This window comes from Citreicoccus inhibens, assembly GCF_019039035.1.
Taxonomy (GTDB): Bacteria; Myxococcota; Myxococcia; order Myxococcales; family Myxococcaceae; genus Citreicoccus; species Citreicoccus inhibens.
The window spans coordinates 1-20421 of the sequence record NZ_JAHNZT010000057.1 but is presented as its reverse complement, the minus strand read 5'-3'; the positions used below and the strand labels follow the sequence as shown (position 1 = coordinate 20421).

Sequence of the window (20421 nt, the reverse complement as noted above, 5' to 3'; positions counted from 1 at the left end):
CCGGCGTAGCTAAAAGTCTTTGGGCCATTGCTCACGAGTTGGCCAGACCAGGGCGACGTTTTCTCGAAGTGACTGGCCAATGCACACGGTGCAGCTAGTGTCGTAGGGATTCTGGGCAGTGGTGTTGGAGGCTGCGACGGGGCGTAGGAATTGGAATCGGTAGAGGTTGTCACGCGAATTGAGGGCGCGCACAATCGTCTCCTCACGTATCGCCAGTTTCAGGTATTCGGCTGCGAGAAGTACTCCGGCGAGAACAGAGACGAAGCCTACCGACCATTCCTTGTCCTCAAGGGCTCCAGTGAACTTGCGCAGCGCCTCTCCCGAGAGGACGCCGCAATTCTTCTGCGGCTCTGCAATGAATCGCTCGATGTCCTCCGCGTGAAAGCCCGCTTGGGCTGCCCTCGCTCTTCGCTCGCTCTCAGGCAGTGCTCGCAGACGCTCCAACATCTCTTTGTCAGCCGGCTCCCTCTCGGCCGGAGCGAAGCAACCCAGACACGGCCCGCCGTCGAGCACGTCGTACAGGTTGACCTGTGCGCGCATTCCGTCCGTAGAGGCGCCCAGGACGAGGCGTGGCAGAGACGTTTGGATGGCGTGGCGGTGGACATTCTTGTCGACGGCCGAGAGGACGAGTCGCGGAGGAGGCGCCTCACGCGGCTGCCTCTGCATCCATTGCTGCCATGAGGTGTCGAAGCTTTCTAGGCACCAGGAGTGGCTGGGCGAAAAGAGGTGCTGGGCCGTGCTGGCCTTGGGTCGCCCGAGATGCTCCAATGCGAAGAGGACATAGCGATTGAGATTCGTCACGTCCACGCCCGCAGCGTCGTTGTCGAGGAGGGTGAGTCGGGAGCTCACACTCTCGATGCCATAGAGGGTGTGCAGGAATGCGCTGCCCACGGCACCCACGCCCACGAGAATGGCGGCGGGCGCCTCACCCACTGGCAGGCACGGCCCCTCGTCAGGAGCGGTGCGCAGCGTGGCGGCACTCAGCCACAGTCGCTCGGCCATATGTCCTGCATCGTCGGCCATACCTCGCACGTATTTGAAGACTTCACCGGCGCAAAGACATGCGGCCACATAGGCACCCACGGGATTATTGCCCGCTGGAGCCCTGTCGGTGGGAGCTGTGGCGACGGAGCCCGCCCACCCGGCCGCCGTGGTGGACAGCCGCCAGTCGCCCTCGGGAATGGGGCCGGGCCCAACGCGCACCCCCACCGTGCACCGGGCGCCGTCCTTAGGTGCGAGAAGGCCAGGGGCAATGCGAGCGATGCCCGCCCCGAGGGACTCATCGAGGGTGCCTACCTCGGGCAGCAAAGGGGAGAGGCGCGGATGAACGGGTACATTAGGCGGTATCCGCAGCACCATTTCCTGCACCTCGTCTGACTGGCGCGCTAACAGGTTCACAAGCATCCAGGTGAGATGCTGGCCAGCTCCGCTACATGCCGCCTCCTCAGAGACGGAGATGACGATGCGTGCGGGCGCACGAAGGTGGAGTAGCTTGCCGGCCAAGTCTCCGCGATGACGGGAAGACATGTCACTCTTCATCCGCGATTCCTCCTGCGTTTGGGGCCCAGCGAAAGTCGGCCACAGAGTCCACGAGGGAAATGCGCTGCGCAGCTTCTTGCGAGTTCAGACGGACCCAGGCCCCATTGCGCAGCTCGTGTATGCCTACACTTGACAGCTCAACATCCAGAGTGCGGCCGTAGTGGGGCCAGACGAGGGAGAGGGCTCCTTCCTGGGTGCTGTAAGCGTGCGCGTCGTCGTACAAGGAATGTCCTACCCAGCCGCTCGGGTGGGTGTGCACCTGTGCGAGGTTGGTTAAGCCCTGGGCGCGTAGGGCGCGCGCAACGTCTCCTAACGTGTCGGGCACCACGGAGTAGTTGCCCGACGTTTGGTACAGCCGAGGCAACACCAGCGTGGTGGCAGTGTGTCGACCCTCCGAACCTCGCACGCCGAACCAGAAGCACGCGGTTTCCACACGCGCTCGCCAGTAAGGGAGGAATGCGTCAAAGGTGGCGTGCACAAGATATCGCGGGACAACTAGCACCGCAGTGTGCATGCAGGGAGGCGACGGGGGACTGGAGGTGACGGCAGGAGCAGCCGCCCGCATGGGCGCTGGAGAGGCCAACTTGGTGGCCTTCTCCCCTCGGTGGCCATTGCGTCGCTTGCGGCCCCCCCACCAAGAGGAGGCGCTCATCCCATCCTCCCCTGGTAGTACTCGGAGTGCAGCGCCTGATGGACGACCTGGATGCTGGAGAAGATGGTGTCGCGACTTGGGCGCCAACGCTCGGCTTCGGTGGGACTGTGGTTGCTTGCGTAGTAGCCGAGGGTCAGGGACGAGCAGACGAGCTGCGGGCAATATGGATAGTCTACCCAGTCGCCGCCGCCTTGGTACCTTGCGTGCACGTAGCAGTATGGGGCAACGAGGTGCGCAAGATGCCGCACGTCCTGTTCTGCATTGTACTGCAAGGTGGTGGGGTTAACGAAGCGCACGTCAGGTGGGTACGCTGGGTAGTAGTCACACGTGACGCGCAGGGTGTACTTCTCGGCCGCTGCGCCCCCTTTGGCCGGGGCGCAGAGGCCGACAATCAGCGTGAGCTCATCGAGCATCGAGAGCTCCCATCCGTAGCGCTCCATCGCTATGTGCCAAGGGGCGGTGGTGAAGAATCGCTGCACTGCAGCCTTGGCGAGCGCGGCGGGAGGCGCGATAAGCGCCATCACGCACCACCCGGCTTGGTGTCGATGTCCAGGTATAGGGTCGACTTGTTATGTCCCTCCCGTTGCACGCCCAGCCCTTCATCGCGCAGTCGAGCCAGGGTGTAGTCGATGTAGGGGGCGAGGGCTAAGCGTGGCGCATTGGGCAGGACGGCGAAGTAGGTGTCGCCCGGGCGCGCGGTCTCCTTGAGGCGCTCGTACGCGTGGGTAATGGCATCGCGCAGCGTCACATCCGCGTCCACCACCAGATGCGCGTCGGCGCCCGTGGAGGTGTAGATGGCGGTGACGTGCACCTTGTGGTTGCCGTTGTCGTGCGGGGGCTGCGGATCTTTCGGATTCTCCCGGCTCATAGGCTAGGCTCTCTTGGCTGTTGGGCAGGGGAAAGTCCCCGCCCTCAACCGGAAGGTGCTGGGCAGGCCCGTGTTTTCCGCACGGCGCTGAAAAAAAAGTACTGGCCAGCACTGGTCAGAGAGGATGCGGGGGACGAGAGCGCATGAAGCCGGCGCTGCAGGAGCAGTTCGACCGTGATTTCGCGGACGCAGTAGGAAAAGTGATGGGGTACGCGCTGGGGTTAGCGAAGTTGCTCTACGGTGGAATGGGCCCAGAGGCAGCCGCGTACGCCGAGGAACTTGTGCATGAGGCCATCGCGCAGACACTCGGGGACCAGCGGGCCTGGAATCCGGCGAAGGTGTCGCTCACAGGCCACCTGTGTGGCGCGGTGCGCAGCCTCTTCTCCAACGAAGCTGCCAGCGCTCAGGCGCGCTCGCGTGATGGCAGTGCGTGGGAGAGTGTGGCGGAGACGTCCGTTGACCCTGTGGTTCCCCGGCCCCTTACTCCCGAGGCATACCTGCTCACTCAGGAGGCGTGCGAACGTATCGAGGCAGACGCCTACGAGGTAGCCGGGCAGGATCCGACGCTCGAAGCGGTGGTGCTGGCCGTGTCGGACGGTGCCTATACGATCGATGACATCGCTGCTGCGACGGGGATGACCCCAAAGGAAGTCTACGCAGCAAAGGAAAAGCTCAAGAGGCGCCGTGAAGCGCCGCCAAAGAAGAAGAGGAAGTCATGAAGAGGCCACTTACTCCCTCTCAGTCATTTGTCCAGCGACTCGGGCTGCTCGATGTTGATGACATAGAAGTGCCCCAGAGCGCAGCCGAGGCTGAGCGCATCATGAAGGAAGCGGGGATAGACCCCAAAACGTTTTTGGAGAGTACCCGGGCGCATGTGCAAGCAGTTCGAGGGAGGATGGCTGGAGCGCAGCTCGCACGCGCAGCCGAGGCACGTGCGAAGGCCCAAGAACGACTCAATGCTAGTCGAGGCTTATTGGCTGGCCTTAGCATGGAAGAGCTTCGGGCTCGCGTCCGGGCATTGTTGAGTACGGCCGAAGGTTCGACTCTTGCCGTAGCACACAAGGGGCTTGTTGCACCTGCTTCTCGAGAGGAACTCGAATCCCTTCTCGTCGAAGCCGAGCACCTGAAGGACGACCTGGATGGTGGCACAGACTGACGCAGATGTCGCTCGTGGCGAGAGACGTGCCCGTGTCGTTCTCGCGCAGCTGGGAATGCCGCACCTCGCAGGGGCAAGCCTGGAGGACGTGGCGTTCATTCGAGGTGCGCTCGTGCGCAATTTTCCACTGGTGGGTTGCGAGGGACGTCTGACTCATCGAGGGGAGCGAGCGGTCATCTCGGTGAGTACTCTCATTGATTACGCACCGCGCCGCCGCTTTGTCATCGCGCATGAGTTGGGGCACCTCGAACTGCATCGCGACGTTAGCCAGCTCGAGCTTTCGCTCTGCAGTGAGCGTGAAATCGATGAGCTGTACGACCAAGGCCTTGAGAAAGAGGCGAATGCGTTTGCCTCCGAGCTATTGATGCCCACCGAGGTATGGCGGAAGCGCTGCGACGTCGCGGCGCCCTCCCTCGAAGTGGTGTCGTGCCTCGCCCAGGAGTTTGATGTGAGCTTCACTGCCGCAGCAGTTCGATTCGCGAAGCTCGCACCCGAGCGCTGCTGTGTTGTCTTCTCACATGGGGGCAAGGTGCAGTGGGCTGTGGCAGGGCAAGAGTTTGGTCATTGGGTGGAGCGTGGGCAGCGTCTTCATCCCGCTACTCTCGCCATCAACTATTTCAAGGGCGCGCGAGTGCCTGACGAGCCTCAGGAAGTGCGTGCGGACGCGTGGCTTGAAAGCGCAAGAGCGAGAGGCGAAGAACTATGGGAGCACAGTCGTCCGATGCCATCGAGGCAGGCAGTCCTCACACTCCTGTGGATTCCCTATGGAGCTGAGTATTGAGTGAGCTGGGCCTCACTGCGCCTGGGAAATTGTCGCCCATGCCGGGCGCTTCGCTCACTTGTACTGCCAGAAGGCCGAATGTGGGTGGGCCATAGCGGACCCATCGCGCGGTGGCCGAATTTTGGAGAGGTATGCGTGCACGTGCTCCGAAAAGGCATTCCCTGGGAGATGCTGCCCCGCAGGCAGTTCTGCCTGTTATGAGTGACGGCGTGGTTGCGGTTGGAGGTTTGGACCCGAGCAGAGGGTAGGAGCGGCTGCTCGACGACGAGTTGGGCCTGCGTCGCAAAATGACTCTCCCGAGCCTCCATCGACTCCTCGTCCGTCCAGGCGTCAAAAGGGGGCCCTCGCGGGCCCGAGCCCGACGGTTAGCGCGAAGGCGGGTAGCAAGCATCACCTTCTCGTAGACGCCCACTGCTTGCCGCTCACCCACTTCGTGACGGCTGCCAACGTGCACGACCGCACGAACTCTTCCTGCTTCTGGACTCCGTGCCCGCGGTGAGGTTGCCCTTGGCCGAGCGCCGACTCCACAGCGGGAAACTGCATCGCGACAATTCTTGCGCGCCTCCAGGACCTGCACAGTACGCAGACCCTTTGACGCATCCCCAAGGTGACGTGTCTGCTCAGTGTTGATGATGCTCGCCGCGCATCCGTCGGTGGTGACGGACGATGGCTCACCTCGCTCGTCCACGGAGATTCGGATGCGGTGTGCCCCGCCGATGAAATCGGCAAGCTGCAGCACAGAGCCTCGTGGAGGGAAATTCCGAGGCCGCGCGGGTGGCTCGGCGGCAACCGGCAGTCCCTTGCGGTGAGGTTCCATCGTCAGTCCGGCGTTCGCGTGGATGGCTTCGGGCGCGCATGCGGCGGCCAGCTCTGGCTTGAGTCCCAGGATGAAGGATGCATGCGCCTCGGCTATATCCAGATGGCCTGCACCTGAGCTCGGCGTGGGGAGGACAGAGCCGAGGCGGCTGCGGCGAGGGTTCGCCAGGCCCCGTGTCGCTGCTCGTCTTGGGGATTGAGGGGACGCGGTGTGAGTCCCCCGCCGGAGGAACCTCTCTACCTTCTCGGCTTTACCCAGCGTCCGCACGCATGACGTGCGTATGAATCTCGTCTTCCGTCATCGTCCGTGGCAGGCCGCTTCAGGCCGCTGGACAAGCGGTGCTCGAGGGCAACTGCGACGTCTTGGACTATGGCGTCAGGACGCCGTGAAGGGTGTCGGTAGCGCCGACGCCCTTGTCACCGTCTCCCAACTGGCCCATGGGGCAGGTTGTTGGCGATGCAGATGGCCGCGCCGACGTCGGCGGCGACAAGCCGGTGCTCGTCCATGTCGACGCGGACGTGGTGTGACTCGAAGTCGAAGGGAAGGGGCGAGTTCACAGAGGCTCCTTCCTGGACAGGCTTGGGACAAGGCCATGGCCGCGCGTGGCCCCGGCGAAGATTCAATGGGCTACGTGGTTGGGACTTGTCTTGTTGGGACGGCAGAGCGTGCATGGCCGCGTCCTCTTCACGACGGAGTTGCCATGTCTGCCTATGCCGCTGTCACCCGCGCACCCCGCACCCTCACGGAGAAGGAGGTGGCGCTGCTTTTGCGCACTACGGGGTTGCACCGGGATGGATTCCGCGACCACTGCCTGTACAGCCTCGCGCTCGCCACGGGCCTGAGAGAGCACGAACTGGTGGCGCTCAACGTCGGCGATGTTTTTGACGAGCGCGGGCGCGCGCACCTGTACGTGAAGCTGACCGTCTTCAAGGGGAGCACTCGACACCCGGAGCCGCAGGAGGTTCTCCTCTCGGACACGGTGCGGCGAAAGTTGGAGAAGCTGCTGCGCCTGAAGCGCTCGCAAGGGCACGACGTGGGGCCCCAGGCGCCGCTCTTCCTGAGCCGCAAGGGCCTTCGCCTGTCCACGCGGCAGGTGCGCCACGGCTTCTCGGTGTGGCAGCAGCGGGCGGGCTTGGAGCGGCACTTGAACTTCCACAGCGTCCGTCACACTGCGTGCACCGGGGTGTACCGGAGGACGAAGGACATCCGCCTCACCCAGCGCTTCGCCCGCCAACGCTCCATCGACTCCACCGTCATCTACACGCACCCCTCGGATGAGGAACTGGTGCGGGTGACGCAGGACTTGCCCTGCTGATGCGGCGTGCCGCCCGCCTCCGTGCCGGGCGCTCGCGACACCCTGGTTGGGCCAGGGGGGCGCGCGGAGGCGGTGAGGGGCGGCGGTTTCTGGGGCCCTCTTGGGCCCTCGCCGGCGCCTCCGGCGAAAGTGAACAGGGCGAGCTGTTCACTTACCGAGTGAAAATGAACAAGGGTGGACTGTTCACTTTTTTGGAGCCGACTCTCTCGAAAAGGGCCCCAGGTACATTTCCCGGCGGAGAGGCCCGCACGAAAAAACGCACTACCCCCCACCCTGGCGTCAAGGGTAGGCGAGGTAGGCGTGCCGATGTCATCGGTGGGCAGGGTTGCTCCCAACTTGAGCGGGGGCGCCCTGCCGGCGCGCGGGCGGAGCCGGAGCCCGCGCCAGGCGGCTCACCTCGCGCACAAGGCGCGGTCCACGTGCTTGGGCGTGCTGGGGTTGGTTGCGCTGCCCTAAGTGGCTCTGCGCCCTCGCCCGGCCCTTGTGCGGGCGGACGCGGGGCAGCCGGCCCAAGTGGCCAGGCCTACTTGAGCAAGACTCGCGCTGGGGTTTGCCGACCCGCTCGCAGGCAATGGCGCCGCTCCCAGGCACTGGGGCGGGCAGACAGTGCTGGCGGTGGCTGGGCGGAACTGCGGCGAGTGAGGGGCGGCAGGCCGGGCCACCTGGGGAAAGCGGCCATGGGCCTCGGCGCTTCAGCGCCTCACGAGGCCACGTAAGTCCGCGAAACTACGTCAGGCGGTGACTACGAATGGCCGCGTTTACCTGTTTCCGGCCATTCGTTTCGGCCTGGGTAGGGGGCAGCAGGGTGGGCCGGGAAAGTGAACGGCGCGCACGTCCGGCTCGTTGGGCAAAGTGTGTTTTCGGGCGCGATTTCAGGGGCGGGACTCGTCCCTTGCTACGCGAGAACCAGGCCGTTGGCGGCGCTAACCCTGCGACATTTCGGGCTCTCCTGCCCCAAGCGTATCCGCCCGCGCGCCAGGTGGCGCTCCGCGGGGAAAGTGAACGGGCTCGGAGAAAGTGAACAGGCTCGGCAAAAGTGAACGGGGAAAGTGAAAAGGCTCGGCAAAAGTGAACGCGAAATGCCCGTGTTCACTTACTGAAGGGGGCGCGCAGTCGGGCTCGGTGGGGGGGCATGGCGCTTGGCGGAGGGGCGTTGCTGCGAGAGGGAGTGTCGCTGTCCAAGGGCCAACCGGGACGAAGAGCGTCGGGCTTTGCGCCGCAGCCGAGACAGCCGCGCCTTCGAGCAGTCCTGGGCCGTCCTCCCCCCATGGGCACCTGCGCGAATCGAAGGTCCGCGCATTTCAGCCAGGCCGCGTGCTCAGGCACGCCAAGGAGCAGCTTCACCGGAACCTGCGCGCCTCTCGTCCTCGCCTGCCTTCCGCTCGCAGGTGACGGGCAACTGGGCGCAAGCGGCCAGTCCTGAGGGTTTGAGTGTCACGAGCCGGTTGGCCGCAGCCGGATGCGATCGCAACACCCACGACAGGGACTGAGGCGATGTCCGAGCCTCACCCGAGGGCCACAACCACCTCGAGCCGAAGCAGGGAGCCGGTTCGGTTCCCCGGCTTCACCTGCCGGACTTCTCCAAAGTCCGGCAGAAGTCCGGCAGCAATTTCCGTAACAACTTCATGGGGTTGAGTCACTCTGCCGGACTTGCCGGACTTCAAAGGCCCCTTTACGTACGCGAAGAGAAATATTTTCGGAGGGAAGCTCACAGAAAATATTTCCCCGTAGAGGGGCGGGAGGGGGGAGGAAGTCCGGCAAGTCCGGCAGTAGGGCCTAACCCTTCGGAGTTACAGTGATTTTTGGTGCCGGACTTCTGCGCGGGAAGTCCGGCATGAAGTCCGGCAGTCCGGCGGAATGCGAGAGGCTGCGGGGGGAAGGGGTGTGGCAGGGCTGCTTTCGGCCCGCGCTCGTCCACCCTTGCCTTGTCGCCCTCGTTGCGGGTGCCGGTGGGCACGGCGACGGCGGACTCGGAGCCAGCCGCGGAGCTAACCGGGAGAGTGTGCGGAGTGGGCCTGGGACTCAAGCTGCGCAGGCAGCGCTCGCGCTGGCGTGCTGCGACGCCTGCGCGGTGACTTGCGATGGGGCTCCAGCGCGCTGAATGGGGCAGCTTCGGCGCAAGGAGGTAGGAGCGCGACAGGAACTCGAAGCAGCGCTCGCCGCCGAGGTGGTGCCTCTTTGCCGGGAGTCAGTGCAAGTCACTCTCGGCGCCATGGGCGTCCCCGAGGGGGATAGGCCGAAGCCCCACCAGTCCGAGGAGGGGGCTGGTGGGGCGCCGGGTGCTTCAAGTGGGCGCCCGCGGAGGCGCGACCGACCGCGGCCACCCCACTGCGCCCGGGTTTCCGGGGCCCTGGGCACGAAGGCAGCGTAGCGAACGCGCCCGGCTTGTGGTGGGGACGGGCCCGCCAGCGAGTCTGGCACGCAACACGACGCCTGCGAGTGTCAGGCCGCGCACGTTGTCCGAGGGGCCGCTGCGCGAGCGTGGCGAGCAGGCTCGCGGCCGTCACGCACGGGCCCGCCATGGGCGACGGTGCCTGGTGGACGTGCCGCTCACGAATGACGGGGCTTCGGTTGGGCCTGGGCCCTGCGGCCCTCAGCCGCTTGCAGCGGGCTGGGCCACCTCACCCACGGCCTGGGTGCGCAGGCGAAGCATGAGCCGCGAGCGCTGGCGCTTCAGGCGCTGGTACGTCCGCTCCGTCTCCGCGGCGTCACCGTCAACGAGGCGGCTGACGTAGACGCGCAGCTTCTCCCGCCGGACGACGGTGGCCATGAGGACGTCCACGTCACGGGGCGGCAGGGTGGCCTTCGCCAGGTGCGTCAGCACCGCGTCCCGCTTCACGAAGCTGCGCCGGAGCCTGGGGCGCCTGGGGTTGTCCTCTGGGGCGGTGGGACGTGCATAGGACACCCACGCTGAGAGCTGCTGGGGCGTGTACGTGTCGTGCCGCTCCGCGCGCTCCTTGCGCAGGAAGCGGAATACCTCTCTCGCCGTCTGCTGGCGCAGGCGGACTGCCGTCCAGTGCTGCCAGCGAGGGAGGGGGAAGTCGCGCGCGACACAGAGGAGGGTGGCGAGGACGAGTTGGTCCAAGTCCTCCTTGGGCACGCCGTTGCCGTGGAGGCGGTGGCGCAGGCGGCGCAACATGGGGGCGTAGGCGGAGGCGAGGGCCGCCGTCCACGCAGGGCTGGGGGCGGCCTGACACTCAGCCACCAGCGCCCGGGTGAGGGCTTCGCGCTCCGGGTAGGTTTCCTCACGCACGTCGGCCAGCGCCCTCAGCACCGATTCGAGGCTGTCATGGCGAGCGAAGGCCGGGCGCTGTGCGCGGGCCGCGGCGAAGGCGGGCTGATGGCGCGGGGAGAGGGCCTCGGCGCGCAGCAGGCGGATGAGGTGGGCGAAGAAGTCACTCACCGGGGAAGGGCCTCCCGCCCGTCGCGAGCTAGAGTGAGCTCCTTCCGGCCCTGGGTGGCGTAGGCCGGGGCGAGCCGTGCCTCACCGCAGGTTTCGGAGGCGAAGCCCACCTCGGCACCGAGGGCCTTGAAGCTGGCGACAGCCTCGTCGGTGAGGCCGCGCAAGAAGGCTGACGGGGCCTCCGCAACTGGCGCGCCCGGCTCCTTCACAGCGACGAGACGCGCAGCTGGCTGCGAGGGCATGGCGAAGGGGGCCGGGGCGAGCTTCTTCCCGCCAGCACCGAGCAGTGGATGGCCGAAGAGCACCACTCGGGCCTGGGAGGACTCAACCGGGGACAACGCAGGCACTGGAGCAAGCTCCGCCGACGCACTGGGGCGCAGCGGTGCGTGTCGACTCACCCTCGGCCAGTCGGTGCAGACGCTGCCGCTCGCCAGCACACAGACGCCGCGAGGCAGGTACTGCAGGCCGCGGGTGTCCTCGCTGCGGACGTAGTCTTCACACGTCACGCCGGGCGGGCGCTGGGGGGCGGGAGCGGGCTGGAGGTGGCGGAGAAGGTCCATGCGCGGGAGTCGGCAGCGCGTTGAGTTGCCGTTACCCGCTACATGCACCCCCAGGGCCGAAAAGCGGACAGAAAATCATTTCGGCGGAATTGATTTTCGATTTTCCCGGACGGGCATTGCCCAGGCCGAAAGAAGCACAAAGGCATGTGGCGAAGATTCGGGGACATCCCCTTGCCGGGTGGCGGAAGGGTGGCAGTCGGTGGCAGGCGCTTTCTGAAAAACTGCCACGGAATTCCCCAGTGAAATCAACGGAGTGGCAGTGGTGGCAATGGTGGCAGCCTTTTTGGGGGTAGGGCTACCTAGGGAGAGTGAAGACTTCGAACCCCTATTGAATAGTGCCATTCAAATATGCGCGTGCCCGCTACGTAGGGGTACCTCAAAAAAGACTGCCACCACTGCCACTTAGAGATAAGTTATTGAAATAAAAGAAGAAAAAGGTGGCAGACACTACTGCCACCCACCTGCCACCTCTGCCACCCTCAAAACTTTGAGTGAAATTGCTGTGGCGGGTTGTGAAGGTGCACGCCGGTGGAGCATGCGGCGTGGGTGGCCATGTTCATGCCCCGCCCTGTGAATGACCATGAAACGGCCGGAAACGGCCCTCTGGCACGAGAAAGAGGCTGGAGGGTGGAGTCCTATGGGGCAGGCCGCTTTGTCGCTTCTGAGGGCCGCTACGGCCGTCTCGCCGCGGACCGCCGGCTGTGTTTCAATCTCAGGCCTTGATTCTGCTGTTGCCCTGACACGAAGAGAGGAATGTATTTCACATCCCGCGCGTCTCAGGGTTTGGACGGTTCACAGCGCACCCGTGTGAGGGACTCTGCGCGGCATGTCCAAGTCGGAGCCTGCTTGGCATGGAAGTCGCAACCCGCGCCGACCATTCCCCGGCTCCATGTGACATCGATGCAAGGCAGGCGCCAGGGAGTATGGGCTGAAGTGGCGTTGGCCCTCCCGTCACGGCAGCGAGGCTATTCTCTCTCAGTGCGTGTCTTGTCTGGGTGGACAGGCAGTGGACACGGTTTGGACAGCTCTCTGTCCACCCTTTTTCCCAGAAAATACATGCAGATAGGCCATGGTGGACAAGGTGGACAGCTTTTGAAGGGTACCCCTACGTGATGCGTGCACGCGCGTAGCGCGCACAGGCACGCCTGCCTGCCCGCGCACGCGTAGCTACCCTTTAAAAGCTGTCCACCCTGTCCACCTTGTTGTTTTCAATAATAATATCAACGAGATAGGGGTGGACAGAGAGCTGTCCACCTGCTGTCCACTCTGTCCACGCTCACTCGGCTTGTGAGGTTTTTGTAACTGAGTGTGGATTTTATGCGAGTTGGCGCAAACCGTGGCCAGGTGAGTCCATGCCCCGTCCTGCGAATGGCCATGAAACGGCCGGAAACAGCCCTCTGGCGTGAGGAAGAGCCCGGGTGGCGGGGTTTGTATAGGGCAAGGCGCTTCGTCGCTTCTGGGGGCCGTTACGGCTGTCGCCCAGTTGGCCGAAGGGCGTGTCACATTCTCAGGCCTCGAGGCTGTCGTTGCGCTGGCACTGTGAGGGGAATGTGTTTCACAGTCCGCGCAGCTCAGCGTTTGATTAGTCCACCGTCGCCTCGCCCCTGTGACGAATGCTGGGCGGTACGCCCCTCCCCCGTCGGGCCCTGCTTGGCCTGACGCGCAATCACAGGATGCTGCGGGTGGGAGAAGGAGGCACCGAAGTAATCTGGGACGGGAGATAATTTCGTCCGATTTTATTCTCGACTTTCGCGCGAAGGGCCAGGGCGTCGCTTTGTGGCCGTCCGGGTACGTGCCCACGCTTCCCGCACTGCCGGTGTCCTGTGGACACCCTGGGGACAGCCCGTGGACAGGTGTCTGTCCACGGTTTTCGTGAGTGGTTGCGAGGGGATAGGCCACTGTGGACAGTGTGGACAGGTTTTGAAGAGTACTCATACGTATACGTGTGCGTACGCGTACGCGTACGCGTACGCGTATTAAATATGGGCGCGCACGCATACGTGTGTCTCCCCATAGAAGCTGTCCACCTTGTCCACAGTGAGGTTTTCGTTAGGAAAATCATGAGGATAAGTGTGGACAGAGAGCTGTCCACAGTTGTCCACGCTGTCCACACCCATTCAGCTTGTGAGGTTTGTGCGACTGGGTGTGGATTTCCATGCGGGTTGGCGCAAGCTGGTGCGAGGTGAGCCCATGCCCCGTCCTGTGAATGGCCCTGGAATGGCCGGGAACGGCCCTCGGGCGCGAGAAAGGGCCTGGGGGGCGGGGTTTGTATGGGGAAGGGCGCTTCGTCGCTTCTGAGGGCGGCCACGGCTGTCGCTCAGTTGGCCGAAGGGTGTATCACATTCTCATGCTTTGAGAATGCGGTGGCTCGCGTTGGGCGGAACCCAGTGTAAAGCGCCGCTGGGCGGGGGAAAGCCGGCCCCAACCCTACGGACAGAACGAAGCGGGGCATCAAGAGGAGCTCGCTGGCAGGCTCTCGCGGCGTCCCCTTCGACCTTGTGGTCGCTGGCTCCAGCGCGAACGACTTCAAGCTGGCGCGCTCCTCGCTTGAGTTGATTTCGGTCGAAATGCCAAACCAGGTCGGAGGCGTCGTCAGGCGGTGGTCTTAAGGTACGCCTTCAGGCCAGTGCACAAGCTGGCTCGGGAGAACGGCTTCATTCTCCGGGCTCCAAACGGGAGGAGCAGGGCCGCATGCGGTTAGCCGCTCTTCTTTGGGGGCATATTCGTATGACCACAATGGAAATCAGGTGGCCGCGCCCGGCCGGACGGTAGAGTTTACAACATTCAATCTTCCATCGAAGATCTCTGCCGGTAATCGTACGGTGACCTTCCGCTACGACGCGGCCCGGATGCGTACGGTGAAGCGCTTCTCGGATGGGCAGTCCTCGACCTATGTCGGTGGATTGTATGAAGTGCGTCGCTCTGCAGTTGGTTCGGCACTGCATGTTTTCAAGATCATTGGTGCGGAGCGTGAGGTTGCCGAGGTTTCGTGGGCAACGGATACTTCGGGACAGGTTGCCGCACAGAAGACGCTCTACACTCACGTAGACAATCTCGGCTCAGTAGAGACACTGTCTGATGACTCAGGTGCTTCCTATGAGCGCCTGAAATATGAGCCGTTTGGCGGCCGCCGGTATCCGCAGGATCTCGGGGTTGCTCAGATGCGTGACTCGGCAAGGGTCCGCACGGGATTCACGGGACATGAGCACGACGAAGAGTTCGGCCTTATCAATATGGGTGGGCGAATGTACGACTCTTCATTGGGACGGTTCCTGAGTCCCGATGCGTTCATTCCTCTTCCACTGAACAGCCAGTCGCTCAATCGCTATAGCTATGTTTTCAATAATCCCTTGCGATTTACGGATCCGACGGGATTCTTGCCAACAACGCTTCCGGTGATTGTTTATGATAGTTGGTATGGGGGCTCGGTCCAGGCGGGAGGAAGTTCGGCTCGCTTCACGCCCCCGCTTATCAACGGTTGCAATAGTGATAGGTCTGTCTGTTGGGAGGGCGTCCCAGACTCCGCCGAGATGGAGGAGTCAACCAAGATTCCCTCTGGTTTTGCAGAGTTCCTGCTTCGGAGTTTCTTTCAGGACCAGGTGGAAGGGCGCCGAAAGCTCGACTATGGTAAGGGCGGATTCATGGGGTTCTTGGCGGGAGTAGCGCCGTTTGGCTCGCTCCTGCCACCCCCGAGTGGAAATTCCAAGCAGTTCTACCAGGGGTATGCGGTAGCGCTTGGTTTGGTGGGGGTTGGGGAAGTTATTGCCGGTGTCCTCGAAGTCGTGGGTGGAGCTGCCGGCGCAGGGGCGACGGCGACTGGAGTTGGCGCTCCGGTGGGTGTGGCGGCAATGTCTGGTGCTGGGGTCTTGGTCGCCGCTGGAGTGGCCACTGTGGTCGAGGGCGTGGCCGATGTAGCAGGTGCGGCCAATGTAGTTCAGATGGCCAATGGTGCTGGCGATGCGGGGGGCGGCGCGAAGCCTCAGGCGGCATTGCCTAAATCAGGGCCACCTAAGTCCACTGAGGCCGCGGCTAACATTAAGCTCACTAAGGAAATGCTTTCCCGGTCGAGGGAGATTGCGAGTGGGAGTGATATTGATAAGGTTGAAGTGCTGAAATCTATATTTGGAGGAAGGACGACTGACTGGGTGAAAATGAAGACTTGGACTCCGGGAGGACAGGAAGTTCATTTTTATCAAGAGTCAAACGGATTGAAGGCTGGCATTAAGCTAGCGGGCGAGCTGGATCCATTTTGATTATGCTTGTGAGATCACTTCCGAATATCCATGAGCCCTTGCCGGATGGGCGTACGAATCCGTCGATTGAGGCTGGTTGGTTGTATATTGTTGTTGGGATTGAGGGAAAGTCGTATCGGGTGGTTGATTCTGATGGTGAGCCCATTTTGATTCCTATTTTTCTGTTTGAGGTGATTGATGATTGGGTGCCGGATGATTGGGTGCAGAAGGTCTGGTTGGCTGATGATTGGACTTCGTTTGGGGCCCCCGAGTTGATGGTTCGTCGTTTTTTTGAGGATTGGCATGATGGTGATGTTCATGTGAGACGGGTCTTCGCTCGCGTGTATGAGAGGTTGTGGAACCATTATGCGGAGATGTTGGTTGGTCAGCCTTACGTCTTGAAGGACGGAACGTGAGCTGACCAGGTGCCGCTCTGCGCGTCCGTCGTCGTGGAGCGGCACCGAAGTGCTGACTGGCATGCTCTGGGATTTTCAGACCAGATGAAGCTTGAGAAGATGCCGCTACGGGTACGCCGGAGGCCGGTGATGGGGCAATGGCTCCGCAACGAAGAGGCGCCGGCGGGTACCGGAGTGTCGGCGGTGCGGGCCGCGTAGCCGGCGGCCGTGGGACACGGGAGCCGCGTGCGAATGTCCCCAAGTGCGGGCAGCTGGCCTTTGTGGCGGTGATGAGCTTGAGCTTGTCGAGACAGGAATGTGCCGTCGCGGACGCGCGGCCGAATGCTCCGCGCCAGCGTCGCGAGGACGCAGTGCAGTGGGGATTCTCGTCGAGGCCCTCTGGGAACTCTGGTTGCGTCGCCAATCACCGATTGGGCCACTCGCAATAAAGTCGCACCAAGCGGAGCGCGCGACTGGCTGAGCCGCAGACTCTCGACTTGTCTTCTTCCGGGGACAGAGCGTCCATGGATTCCGCCCGAGGGCGTGCAGCCCGGGGCGAAGGAGACAACACCACCATGGCGAAGAGAGGAATTGCGAGGGCCGCGCGCAAGGAGTTGGCGGACCTGCCGCAGCAACTGGCTGCCCTGGCCAGCATGTCGGTGCCGGAGCTGGCGGAGAAGTACCAGGAGCTGTACGGCGAGCCCACGCGCAGCCGCAACCGGGACTACCTGAAGAAGCGCCTGGCCTTCCGGATTCAGGAGCTGACCGAGGGCGGACTCTCCACGCGGGCTGTCGCACGCATTGCGGAGCTGGGGGACAAGCTGCCCGAGCGATGGAGGATGCGGCAGGTGGAGGATGCGAAGCCCTCCGCGCTGCCTCCGCCAGCCGCAGTGGGCGGGCGCGCACCTGCTGCGGACGGGCGCGACGCGCGACTGCCTCCGCAGGGGACGGTGCTGACGCGCGTCTTCAAGGGCACACAGCACCGGGTGACGGTGCGCGAGGGCGGGATTGAGTACGAGGGGCAGCTCCACCGCAGCCTCTCCAGCGTGGCCAAGCTGATTACGGGCACGGCCTGGAATGGCTTCACCTTCTTCAATCTCAAGGACGGCGGCTCGAAGGCGGTGGCGCGATGAGCGGCCCTTCCTTCTTCCAGACGCACATGGGGCAGCGCTTCTACGAGACGACGATGCCAAGCCTCGTCCGAGAGCTGCGGCGCCTCAACGACAGCGTGGAGCGACTGGTGGCCGTGGCGGAGCGCCTCGCTGGGCCGCCGCCAGCCTCAAGCAACGAGTCCGCGTGGCCGGCGAAGCCAGGAAAGAATCCGGAGGGGGAATGAGGAAGGGCAAGCCGACGCCGACGGACGCGAAACGCTGCGCCGTCTACACCCGCAAGTCCACCGCAGCGGGGCTGGAGATGGAGTTCAACAGCCTTGATGCGCAGCGCGAGGCCTGCCTCGCGTACGTGCAGCGCCAGGCCGGCTGGACGCTGGTGGATGAGCGGTACGACGACGGTGGATTCACCGGCGCGAACATGGAGCGGCCCGCCTTCCAGCGACTGCTCCATGACGTGGACGCGAAGCGGGTGGACGTCGTCGTGGTCTACAAGGTCGACCGCCTCTCGCGCTCCCTCCTCGACTTCGCGAAAGTGATGGAGCGCTTCAACGCTTCTGGCGCGTCCTTCGTCTCCGTCACGCAAAACTTCTCCACCGCCGATGCGATGGGGCGCCTGACGCTGAACATGCTGATGTCGTTCGCGGAGTTCGAGCGGGAGATGATTTCCGAGCGGACGCGGGACAAGGTGGCCGCCGCGCGACGCAAGGGGAAGTGGACGGGGGGCCGCGCGCCGCTGGGCTACGACGTGGTGGACAAGCGCCTAGTGGTAAATGAATACGAGGCGGTGGTGGTGAGGGAGGCCTTCGAGTTGTACGTCCAGCACCAGCAGGCCTCGGCCGTGGCACGCCTCCTCAACGAGACGGGGCGCAAGACGAAGCGGTACGAGGCCCCGAGTGGTGCCACGCGCGCGGCGCGAAAGTGGACGACGCAGGACGTGCTGCGCGTCTTGAGGAGTCCGCTATACGCGGGCTTTGTGCCATATGGCGACGAGACGCACCCGGGCGAGCACTCGGCGATTGTGGACAGGGCCACCTTCCACCGGGTGCAGGACTTGCTGGAGGGCCCTGGCATTCAGTACCACGGGCGCAACCCCGACTACGTGCTGCGAGGCCTCCTGCGCTGCGGCCTGTGCGGCGAGGCGATGACGCCCGGCTCCACACGCAAGGGTGAGCGCGAGTACCGCTACTACCGCTGTGTCACCCGGGACAAGCAGGGCAAGGATGGGTGCCGGGCCGCGCCCCTTCCGGCAGCCTCCCTGGAGGACTTCGTCGTCGCGCGGCTGCGGGAGGTTTCGGTAGGTGACGCCTTCGCTGCCCAGGTGCATGCCCGCCTCTTGGCGCGCATGGAGGCGAAGCACCAGGCCCTGCGCACCGAGCGCATGCAACTGTCGAAGGAGCTGGCCCGGGCCGCCAAGGAGTCTGAGAAGTGGGTGGATTCGCTTTCCAAGTTGGAGGACCCTGCCCGTCGTGTTGTCGAGACAAAGCTGACAGCAGCGGAGGAGGAGGCTGTCCGCTTGAAGCAGCGCCTGGCGCAAGTGGAGCGCGCGCTGGATGCGGTGAAGGGGGAAGAGATGGAGGTGGCGTGGGTGGCTCAATCCCTGGCGGACTTCAGTGTGGTGTGGGACGCGCTCACGACTGTCAACCGGGGACGACTGCTGCGCGCCCTCGTGGGCCGCGTGGTGGTGAATGAGGCGACGGGCCAGGTGGACGTGCACTTGGCCCACACCGGTGACGGTGCCCCGCCCGAGCGTGGTGAGGCCGCGGCATGAGCACAAGCCTTGAGCCGACGCAGGGGCACATAGTTAGCGCGCGCTTTCATCGCGTGCACCGCAGGGCGGGCGTGAAGTTTCGCGAGGGGCAACCCCGTCCGCCGCTGGCGGAGTCCAGGCGTCCATCCCACGTGGCCCGCATGCTGGCGCTTGCCCACCATGTCGAAGCCGCCATTTGCCGCAGACAGGTGCAGAGTGCCGCGGACATGGCCTGTCAGCTGGAGTTCACCCGGGCGCGCGTCACGCAGCTGCTCGACTTGGTGCTGCTGGCCCCCGACATCCAGGAGGCGGTGTTGTTTCTGGACGCGGTGGACGGAGTGGAACCCCTAAGTGAGCGGCGCCTTCGGGCCATTGCGCATGCGGGCAACTGGGAGGCGCAGAGAGCACGGTGGCACGCTTTGGTTGATTCGTGCCGAATCAAACCAAGCGGGGACGCTGAAGCGGGTGCTGCCTCAGAATTCTAAGGTCTCGTGTATTGTCGATGCAGTGGCCAATTGTTTCTCAATACGGCGGGCGTGAGGCCCGCAGAGAGTGCGCGACGTGACGATTCAGAATGACATGATGGGCGCCATTCGGGCCGTGGTGGCAGACGAGGTGGCGAAGACGCTGGGCCGCCAGGTGGAGCTCCTGGAGCAGATTGCCCGCTACCTGGGCGTCGCCCCCAGCCGTGCACCGGCCGCTGCGGCTGCAAAGCGTGCCTCGCCTCCTGTTGCCTCGAAGCGTGAGGGGGCCAAGGTGCTGGCTGCGAAGACGAAGTCGCCGGCCCCCAAGCGGCGTGGACGTCCGCGGAAGGTGATCGCCGAGGCCGCCAGCCAGGAGTCGGCCGCGTCTCCTTTCAAGGCGGGGCAGGAGGTCCGCTACAAGCAGGGGCGAGGGTCCTTCACTGCGCACGTGACGTCCATTGACGAGAAGGCAGGGACGGTGACGCTGGCTCGAGACAGCGACGGCAAGCAGGTAGCGCGGCCCTTTGCGAAGGTAGAGGCGGCCTGACGACTGGTGGTGCGGCGCTGCCTGCGGATAGGGGCGCCGATTCGCCTTGGGCAGCGAAAGGCGGAGGGCAAGGCTGCCAGCGCCCCGCCTGTGTCACGACGTCTTGCCGGCCATGTCTTCGAGCTGGCCTGCGGCGATGGCTCGGTAGTGGGGGACGACTTCGACGGCAAGCACCTCTTGCATTTCTTTGCGTGCGCCTTCGAAGTCCCCTACATGCTGGCGCTCGTACATTCGGTGCAGCGCACTCGTGAGGCGGCGGGCGCCTTCGTGGATTCGCTGCGACGAGTCGCGCAAGAGACTCAACGCGCCCTCCTCGGAGGCAAGGGCTGTCTGGGCGTCGGCCTCGCTGAGGCCCACCTCTGAGGCTGTCCGTCGCAGCAGCGCCTTCGTTTCCTCTGTGAGGGCCAGTGGCTCTCCCTGGGAGAAGATGCGACGCGCCAGGGTGCGGATGGGGCTCCAGTCGATTTCATTGTCCATAGGGCTCGTTCCTTCCTCGTGCCGCGTCCATGGCCTGCCCCCCAGCTCGTTCTCGGTTATGCCCACAGCCAATTGCCCTCTTGGGCATTCCGAGAGGGCTGAGGCCCTCTCTACCCAGGCGAGGGCTATGCCATTCCAGGCGGAGCGTGGAGGCTGTGAGTCCTCTGGGAGTCCTTCAAGGGCTTCACACGCGTCCCCTTGGCATGTTACTTGGGAGGTGCTCCAATGGACCTGGAAGGTGCCTAGTGGCGCACCCCGCATTCTTGCGTGGTTGCCCGTGGCCCAGTCGGTGTGGAGGCATTCCCATGACGAAGAGCCCAGTAGAGCGGACGACAGAGGACTTACCGCCCAGGAAG

The 20421-nt window shown here is 64.1% G+C and carries 17 protein-coding genes; 11 read left to right on the top strand and 6 right to left on the bottom strand.

What is annotated here, in order from left to right; all coding sequences use genetic code 11:
* Window positions 1-9 precede the first annotated feature (9 nt).
* The 3 genes from KRR26_RS34475 to KRR26_RS34460 form a co-directional block, all read right to left on the bottom strand.
* Complete coding sequence (locus KRR26_RS34475; protein ID WP_217081919.1) at window positions 10-1539, bottom strand: ThiF family adenylyltransferase; 1530 nt, start codon at window positions 1537-1539, stop codon at window positions 10-12.
* Between the two features lie 648 nt (window positions 1540-2187).
* Window positions 2188-2712, bottom strand: a complete 525-nt coding sequence (locus tag KRR26_RS34465; RefSeq protein WP_217081917.1) for a hypothetical protein — start codon at window positions 2710-2712, stop codon at window positions 2188-2190.
* Window positions 2712-3059, bottom strand: a complete 348-nt coding sequence (locus KRR26_RS34460) for a hypothetical protein (RefSeq protein ID WP_217081916.1) — start codon at window positions 3057-3059, stop codon at window positions 2712-2714. The genes KRR26_RS34465 and KRR26_RS34460 overlap by 1 nt, the downstream gene beginning before the upstream one ends.
* A gap of 143 nt (window positions 3060-3202) precedes the next feature.
* Between KRR26_RS34460 and KRR26_RS34455 the strand changes: the two genes are divergently transcribed.
* The 4 genes from KRR26_RS34455 to KRR26_RS34445 all read left to right on the top strand — a co-directional run bounded on the left by KRR26_RS34455 (window position 3203) and on the right by KRR26_RS34445 (window position 7128).
* Complete coding sequence (locus KRR26_RS34455; protein ID WP_217081915.1) at window positions 3203-3778, top strand: hypothetical protein; 576 nt, start codon at window positions 3203-3205, stop codon at window positions 3776-3778.
* Between the two features lie 525 nt (window positions 3779-4303).
* Entirely contained in the window at window positions 4304-4996 is a 693-nt protein-coding gene (locus KRR26_RS34450) for an ImmA/IrrE family metallo-endopeptidase (RefSeq protein ID WP_217081914.1), read from the top strand.
* A 1209-nt stretch (window positions 4997-6205) separates the two neighbouring features.
* The gene (locus tag KRR26_RS37515) at window positions 6206-6340 is read left to right on the top strand and encodes a hypothetical protein (protein WP_268905921.1); all 135 of its coding nucleotides are present in this window, start codon (window positions 6206-6208) and stop codon (window positions 6338-6340) included.
* Between the two features lie 173 nt (window positions 6341-6513).
* Window positions 6514-7128, top strand: coding sequence for a tyrosine-type recombinase/integrase (locus KRR26_RS34445; RefSeq protein ID WP_217081913.1), 615 nt, complete (start codon window positions 6514-6516; stop codon window positions 7126-7128).
* Between the two features lie 2593 nt (window positions 7129-9721).
* Here the strand turns inward: KRR26_RS34445 and KRR26_RS34435 are convergent.
* Together KRR26_RS34435 and KRR26_RS34430 are read right to left on the bottom strand one after the other, a co-directional pair.
* Entirely contained in the window at window positions 9722-10531 is an 810-nt protein-coding gene (locus KRR26_RS34435; protein ID WP_217081911.1) for a hypothetical protein, read from the bottom strand.
* Entirely contained in the window at window positions 10528-11091 is a 564-nt protein-coding gene (locus tag KRR26_RS34430; RefSeq protein ID WP_217081910.1) for a hypothetical protein, read from the bottom strand. Before KRR26_RS34430 ends, KRR26_RS34435 begins: the two co-directional genes overlap by 4 nt.
* Before the next feature lie 2747 nt (window positions 11092-13838).
* Between KRR26_RS34430 and KRR26_RS34425 the strand changes: the two genes are divergently transcribed.
* The 7 genes from KRR26_RS34425 (at window position 13839) to KRR26_RS34395 (ending at window position 19588) form a co-directional block, all read left to right on the top strand.
* Window positions 13839-15344 carry an RHS repeat domain-containing protein gene (locus KRR26_RS34425; protein ID WP_217081909.1) on the top strand — a complete coding sequence of 502 codons (1506 nt, stop codon included), beginning with the start codon at window positions 13839-13841 and terminating at the stop codon, window positions 15342-15344.
* 8 nt (window positions 15345-15352) lie between these two features.
* Entirely contained in the window at window positions 15353-15739 is a 387-nt protein-coding gene (locus KRR26_RS34420; RefSeq protein WP_217081908.1) for a hypothetical protein, read from the top strand.
* Between the two features lie 554 nt (window positions 15740-16293).
* Window positions 16294-16851: a DUF2924 domain-containing protein gene (locus tag KRR26_RS34415; protein ID WP_217081907.1), complete on the top strand. Its 558-nt coding sequence runs from the start codon at window positions 16294-16296 to the stop codon at window positions 16849-16851.
* Window positions 16848-17054 (top strand): hypothetical protein, encoded by a 207-nt coding sequence (locus KRR26_RS34410; protein WP_217081906.1) that lies wholly within the window; start codon window positions 16848-16850, stop codon window positions 17052-17054. Before KRR26_RS34415 ends, KRR26_RS34410 begins: the two co-directional genes overlap by 4 nt.
* Window positions 17051-18598 (top strand): recombinase family protein, encoded by a 1548-nt coding sequence (locus KRR26_RS34405; protein ID WP_217081905.1) that lies wholly within the window; start codon window positions 17051-17053, stop codon window positions 18596-18598. Before KRR26_RS34410 ends, KRR26_RS34405 begins: the two co-directional genes overlap by 4 nt.
* A gap of 131 nt (window positions 18599-18729) precedes the next feature.
* Window positions 18730-19062 (top strand): hypothetical protein, encoded by a 333-nt coding sequence (locus tag KRR26_RS34400; protein ID WP_236069486.1) that lies wholly within the window; start codon window positions 18730-18732, stop codon window positions 19060-19062.
* A gap of 76 nt (window positions 19063-19138) precedes the next feature.
* Window positions 19139-19588: a PspA gene (locus tag KRR26_RS34395; RefSeq protein WP_328707268.1), complete on the top strand. Its 450-nt coding sequence runs from the start codon at window positions 19139-19141 to the stop codon at window positions 19586-19588.
* Window positions 19589-19681: 93 nt separating this feature from the next.
* Here KRR26_RS34395 and KRR26_RS34390 read toward each other — a convergent pair whose 3' ends face one another.
* Window positions 19682-20065 (bottom strand): DUSAM domain-containing protein, encoded by a 384-nt coding sequence (locus KRR26_RS34390; protein WP_217081904.1) that lies wholly within the window; start codon window positions 20063-20065, stop codon window positions 19682-19684.
* Window positions 20066-20421: the final 356 nt, after the last annotated feature.

Excerpts from the sequence above, each read along its gene's own strand:
- KRR26_RS34475 (WP_217081919.1), bottom strand. The coding sequence starts at position 1,539 with ATGAAGAGTGACATGTCTTCCCGTCATCGCGGAGACTTGGCCGGCAAG.
- KRR26_RS34465 (WP_217081917.1), bottom strand. The coding sequence starts at position 2,712 with ATGGCGCTTATCGCGCCTCCCGCCGCGCTCGCCAAGGCTGCAGTGCAG.
- KRR26_RS34460 (WP_217081916.1), bottom strand. The coding sequence starts at position 3,059 with ATGAGCCGGGAGAATCCGAAAGATCCGCAGCCCCCGCACGACAACGGC.
- KRR26_RS34455 (WP_217081915.1), top strand. The coding sequence starts at position 3,203 with ATGAAGCCGGCGCTGCAGGAGCAGTTCGACCGTGATTTCGCGGACGCA.
- KRR26_RS34445 (WP_217081913.1), top strand. The coding sequence starts at position 6,514 with ATGTCTGCCTATGCCGCTGTCACCCGCGCACCCCGCACCCTCACGGAG.
- KRR26_RS34430 (WP_217081910.1), bottom strand. The coding sequence starts at position 11,091 with ATGGACCTTCTCCGCCACCTCCAGCCCGCTCCCGCCCCCCAGCGCCCG.
- KRR26_RS34415 (WP_217081907.1), top strand. The coding sequence starts at position 16,294 with ATGGCGAAGAGAGGAATTGCGAGGGCCGCGCGCAAGGAGTTGGCGGAC.
- KRR26_RS34410 (WP_217081906.1), top strand. The coding sequence starts at position 16,848 with ATGAGCGGCCCTTCCTTCTTCCAGACGCACATGGGGCAGCGCTTCTAC.
- KRR26_RS34405 (WP_217081905.1), top strand. The coding sequence starts at position 17,051 with ATGAGGAAGGGCAAGCCGACGCCGACGGACGCGAAACGCTGCGCCGTC.
- KRR26_RS34390 (WP_217081904.1), bottom strand. The coding sequence starts at position 20,065 with ATGGACAATGAAATCGACTGGAGCCCCATCCGCACCCTGGCGCGTCGC.